General features: G+C 60.9%; 5 protein-coding genes and 1 pseudogene. 1 reads left to right on the top strand and 5 read right to left on the bottom strand.

Features of this window, described 5'->3' with window-relative positions:
• Positions 1 to 263, bottom strand: a 263-nt coding sequence (locus T281_RS19780) for an ATP-binding cassette domain-containing protein (RefSeq protein WP_037242083.1), incomplete at its 3' end; no start/stop codon positions are given.
• Positions 257 to 760, bottom strand: a complete 504-nt coding sequence (locus tag T281_RS16535) for a Fur family transcriptional regulator (protein ID WP_037242080.1) — start codon at positions 758 to 760, stop codon at positions 257 to 259. The genes T281_RS19780 and T281_RS16535, both read right to left, overlap by 7 nt.
• 281 nt (positions 761 to 1,041) lie before the next feature.
• Here T281_RS16535 and T281_RS16530 point away from each other — a divergent pair, with 281 nt between their 5' ends.
• Complete coding sequence (locus T281_RS16530) at positions 1,042 to 2,142, top strand: glycosyltransferase family 4 protein (protein ID WP_037242078.1); 1,101 nt, start codon at positions 1,042 to 1,044, stop codon at positions 2,140 to 2,142.
• A gap of 49 nt (positions 2,143 to 2,191) precedes the next feature.
• On the opposite strand, the gene rlmH is transcribed toward T281_RS16530, so the two are convergent.
• From rlmH to T281_RS19205, 3 genes and pseudogenes are all read right to left on the bottom strand, one after another.
• On the bottom strand, positions 2,192 to 2,668 hold the full coding sequence (gene rlmH / locus T281_RS16525) for a 23S rRNA (pseudouridine(1915)-N(3))-methyltransferase RlmH (protein WP_037242076.1): 477 nt from the start codon (positions 2,666 to 2,668) through the stop codon (positions 2,192 to 2,194).
• A 36-nt stretch (positions 2,669 to 2,704) separates the two neighbouring features.
• Positions 2,705 to 3,124: a ribosome silencing factor gene (gene rsfS, locus T281_RS16520; RefSeq protein ID WP_155955320.1), complete on the bottom strand. Its 420-nt coding sequence runs from the start codon at positions 3,122 to 3,124 to the stop codon at positions 2,705 to 2,707.
• 218 nt (positions 3,125 to 3,342) lie between these two features.
• Positions 3,343 to 3,747: pseudogene (locus T281_RS19205) on the bottom strand (TetR/AcrR family transcriptional regulator); the annotation flags it as partial.

The following is a 3,747-nucleotide window of genomic DNA, read 5'->3' as shown; positions in this document are numbered from 1 at the left end:
TAGCCGACCGTGAGGCCGGGGCGGCGCACCACGCGGCCGGACGTGGGCGCGGCGAGGCCCAGCAGCACCCGCGCGAGCGTGGTCTTGCCCGCGCCGTTCGGCCCGATCAGCGTGACGATTTCGCCCTCGTGAACGGCGATGCTCACGGTCTCAAGCACCGGCTTCCCGCGGAAGGAGATCGAGACATGATCCGCCGCCAGCAGTGCCGAACCGGCAGCGCCCGGCCTGTCGTCCTGCGCATGAGTGTTGGCGCGCGTCAGCATGAGGGGGCTTCCCTGGCCGCGCAGTCGGCGCAGAGGCCGCTCACTTCGACGACGGTGTGACGCATCAGGAAGTTGGCCGCCTCGGCTGCGGCGGCGATAGCATGGAGGGCATCCGGCGCGGCCGCCTCGATGACGCGGTCGCAATCCTCGCAAACGAGCGTGATCGTATGCGCCGCGCTTCCGTGATCCGCCATGCAGGCAAAAAACGCATTGCGGCTTTCGAGACGATGCACGAGGCCCGCCGACTGAAGCACATCGAGGATGCGGTAGATCGAAACGGGAGCCACCCTCTTGCCGTTCTTCGCCAGCACATCGATGAGATCGTAGGCGCTCACGGGCTTGTGGCTCGTCGCGACCTCAAGGAAAACCTGCTCGCGCAAGGCCGTCCATTTGATGCCCTGCTCGTTGCAACGCGCCTTGGCGCGGCCGAGCGCGGTGTTGAGGCAGGCGCAGTGGTCGTGATCCTTCGGCGGAAAGGCGGGGAAAGACGTGCTCATGGCACAATATGTAATGTTATAACGTAAAAGAAGCAACGCCGCGCTGGCACCCTGCGGCTTCTCGCGCGGGCGCTGTCCGAACTTCGGAACGCAAAACGCGAGCTCGCATAAGATCTTAATTAAATCCGTTTGGTCTTTGCCTATTTGCGCGCCACTTCGTGGCGCTGGCACTTTTGTGTGCTTGCAGCACGAACGCAGCCGGACCCATTTTTAATTTCGCGTGTTTTGAATGTTAAAGCCGTGAACTGGCAGCCTCCCGCAATTCAGGAAAGTCTTACGTAATGAAAATCGCACAAATTGCGCCTCTCGCCGAAAGTTGCCCCCCCAGGCTTTACGGCGGGACTGAACGAATTGTGTCCTATATGACTGAAGAACTTGTCCGGCAGGGTCACGAAGTAACGCTTTTTGCTAGCGGAGACTCGCGGACGAATGCAGAACTCGTGGCATGTTCTGAGATGGGGCTTCGTCTCGACGCAAATGTACAAGATCCGCTGCCGCATCAGATGGCGATGCTCGAATACGTCCGGCAACGTGTGGACGAGTTCGATGTGCTTCACTTCCACATAGATCTGCTGCAATTCCCGATGATTTCGTCCTTCGCGGACAAGACTGTGACAACACTTCACGGCCGTCTTGATCTGCCGGACCTGCTGCCCTTCTATACCGCTTTCCGGAATGTGCCGCTTTCGTCGATTTCGTATCATCAGCGTCTTCCGGTGCCGTCTTGTGTGCGCTGGGCTGGCAACGTCTATCATGGGTTGCCGCGCGATCTTCTTCCCTTTTCGCCTGAGCCGAAGGGCGGATACCTCGCGTTCCTCGGCCGCATATCGCCGGAAAAGAGGCCCGACCGCGCAATCGAAATCGCTGCGCGCACCGGCATGCCGTTGAAGATCGCGGCAAAGATCGACAAGGTCGATCACGGGTACTGGAAGGAAAAGATCGAGCCGATGGTGAAGGCCACGCCCGGCGTCGAATTTATCGGCGAGATCAACGAGCAGCAGAAGGCCGCGTTTCTTGGCGATGCCGCAGCTTTGCTGTTCCCGATCGATTGGCCCGAGCCTTTCGGCCTTGTCATGATTGAGGCGATGGCTTGCGGGACACCGGTGATCGCATTCCGTTCCGGTTCCGTGCCTGAAGTCATCGACGACGGCGTGAGCGGTTATGTGGTCGACAGCATCGACGAAGCGGTGAAGGCGGTTTCGCGCCTCTCCGACCTCGATCGCTCAGGCGTGCGCGGCGCGTTCGAGGAGCGTTTCACCGCCGAGCGCATGGCGAAGAATTACATCAAGATGTATCAATCGCTTATCGGACATACGCGCCACGAAATCGGTCATCCGCGCCGACCGAACGGGCACGATGTGGGCATTCAGGTTCGGGTGTAACAAACGCCGCAGAACAGCGGCTCGATCACCGAGTCGCTGTTCTTGACGCTCACGCGCGGTGATACGGGTGCCCCTGAAGGATCGTCATCGCGCGGTAAAGCTGCTCGGCGAGCACAATTCGCACGAGGCCGTGGGGCAGCGTCATCTTGCCGAGCGACAGTTTGAAATGCGCGGCATTTTTCAGCGCCTCGCCGTGTCCGTCCGGCCCGCCGATGGCGAACGCCACGTCGAGTGCCTCATCCCGCAGACGCGACACCATCGCCGTGAACTCATATGACGTGACAGACTGGCCGTTCTCGTCGAGAGCGACGAGACGAGCCGGTCCGAGGCGTTTGAGAAGCTCGTGCGCCTCGGCTTCCTTGCGTTCCGCCGCGCTTTCGTGTCGCCCCTCGGGGATCTCGAACACCGCCATCGGCCCCATGGCGAGGTTGCGCGCGGAGGCGTTGAAAAGATCGAAATAGCGGTTGAACTGCGTCTGCTCGGCGCCGCTCTTCAGTCGGCCGACGGCCAGAAGGGAAATTTTCATCCGGCCGCCCGCCGATATGCACCGAGCCCGGAGGCTTTAGTCCGCAGCGTCGCGTTTCGGCCGATCCGATGTCCACATCTTCTCGATGTTATAGAAATCGCGCGCTTCCGGACGGAACACGTGAACGATAACGTCGCCCGCATCGATAAGAACCCAGTCGCAGAGAGGCATCCCTTCGACACGTGTATCGCGGAAGCCCGCTTCCTTCAACTTATCCATGAGCTGGTCGGCGATGGCGCCCACATGACGTTGTGAGCGTCCCGAAGCCACGATCATATAATCGGCGATAGAAGTCTTGCCCTCGACATCGATTGTGATGATGTCGACAGCCTTGGCGTCCTCAAGCGCGTCCACGACAAGATGGGCGAGGGATGCGGGAACCGCGACGGCGCTATTGGCGTGGCGCGGGCGGAGTTCTGTGAACTCCTGTTTCTGCGCGTTTGGCGTCAGCTTCAAAACCCTTCTACAAATGCTCCGGTCAGATTACAGGGCATTCCAACTTCGTAATGTGCATTAGATTTGTCGAATTTTCAAGTCGCTCTCGGGCGATCGGGCGACGATCCGGCGTCTCCCGAACTGTTCGCTGAAGAAAACGCGTCAAATCAACCGGCTGAAGCCCTGTGCTTCTCAACGGATAGCGAGAAGCTATAGAGCTTGTCGCGAGGGCCACGGTTCTAAGCCGTTTGCGGTGGCGCGGCGGGCGATATGCCAGCGTCCGACGTCGGTGTCGGCTCCGGTTGAGGCTCCGCGGCTCCCTTGCGTCGGCGTCCGAAGCCGCGCAGCAAACTCTCCGCGCCGTCGCGGAAGCGCTCGAACCCGTGCATGATGGACTCGCCGCGCCGCAAGCGCTTGTCGAGCGCTGCCATGGTCTTGGCGAGACCGGGATCGTCGTCATCAACCCAGACCTGGAACACGCGCCCGTAAATCCCGAGCAGGCCTTGCACGCGCACAAGCCCCGTTCCACCCTCGCCGGACAGGCCAGCCGCCGCGAGCATCCAATATTGCGACTTCAAGGCCGGGCGCAATTGCTGAAGCGCTTCGCCGGGCGTGGCGTCCTCGCTGATACGTCGGATCGCGGG

This window comes from Rhodomicrobium udaipurense JA643, from assembly GCF_000636015.1.
In the GTDB taxonomy this organism is placed as follows: domain Bacteria; phylum Pseudomonadota; class Alphaproteobacteria; order Rhizobiales; family Rhodomicrobiaceae; genus Rhodomicrobium; species Rhodomicrobium udaipurense.
Note: the sequence above shows the minus strand (reverse complement) of the source record. Positions and strands in the feature narration are given on the sequence as shown.

Bases quoted from the DNA above. Each gene is read 5' to 3' on its own strand.
- T281_RS16530 (WP_037242078.1), top strand. From the start codon at position 1,042: ATGAAAATCGCACAAATTGCGCCTCTCGCCGAAAGTTGCCCCCCCAGG.
- rlmH (WP_037242076.1), bottom strand. From the start codon at position 2,668: ATGAAAATTTCCCTTCTGGCCGTCGGCCGACTGAAGAGCGGCGCCGAG.
- T281_RS16535 (WP_037242080.1), bottom strand. From the start codon at position 760: ATGAGCACGTCTTTCCCCGCCTTTCCGCCGAAGGATCACGACCACTGC.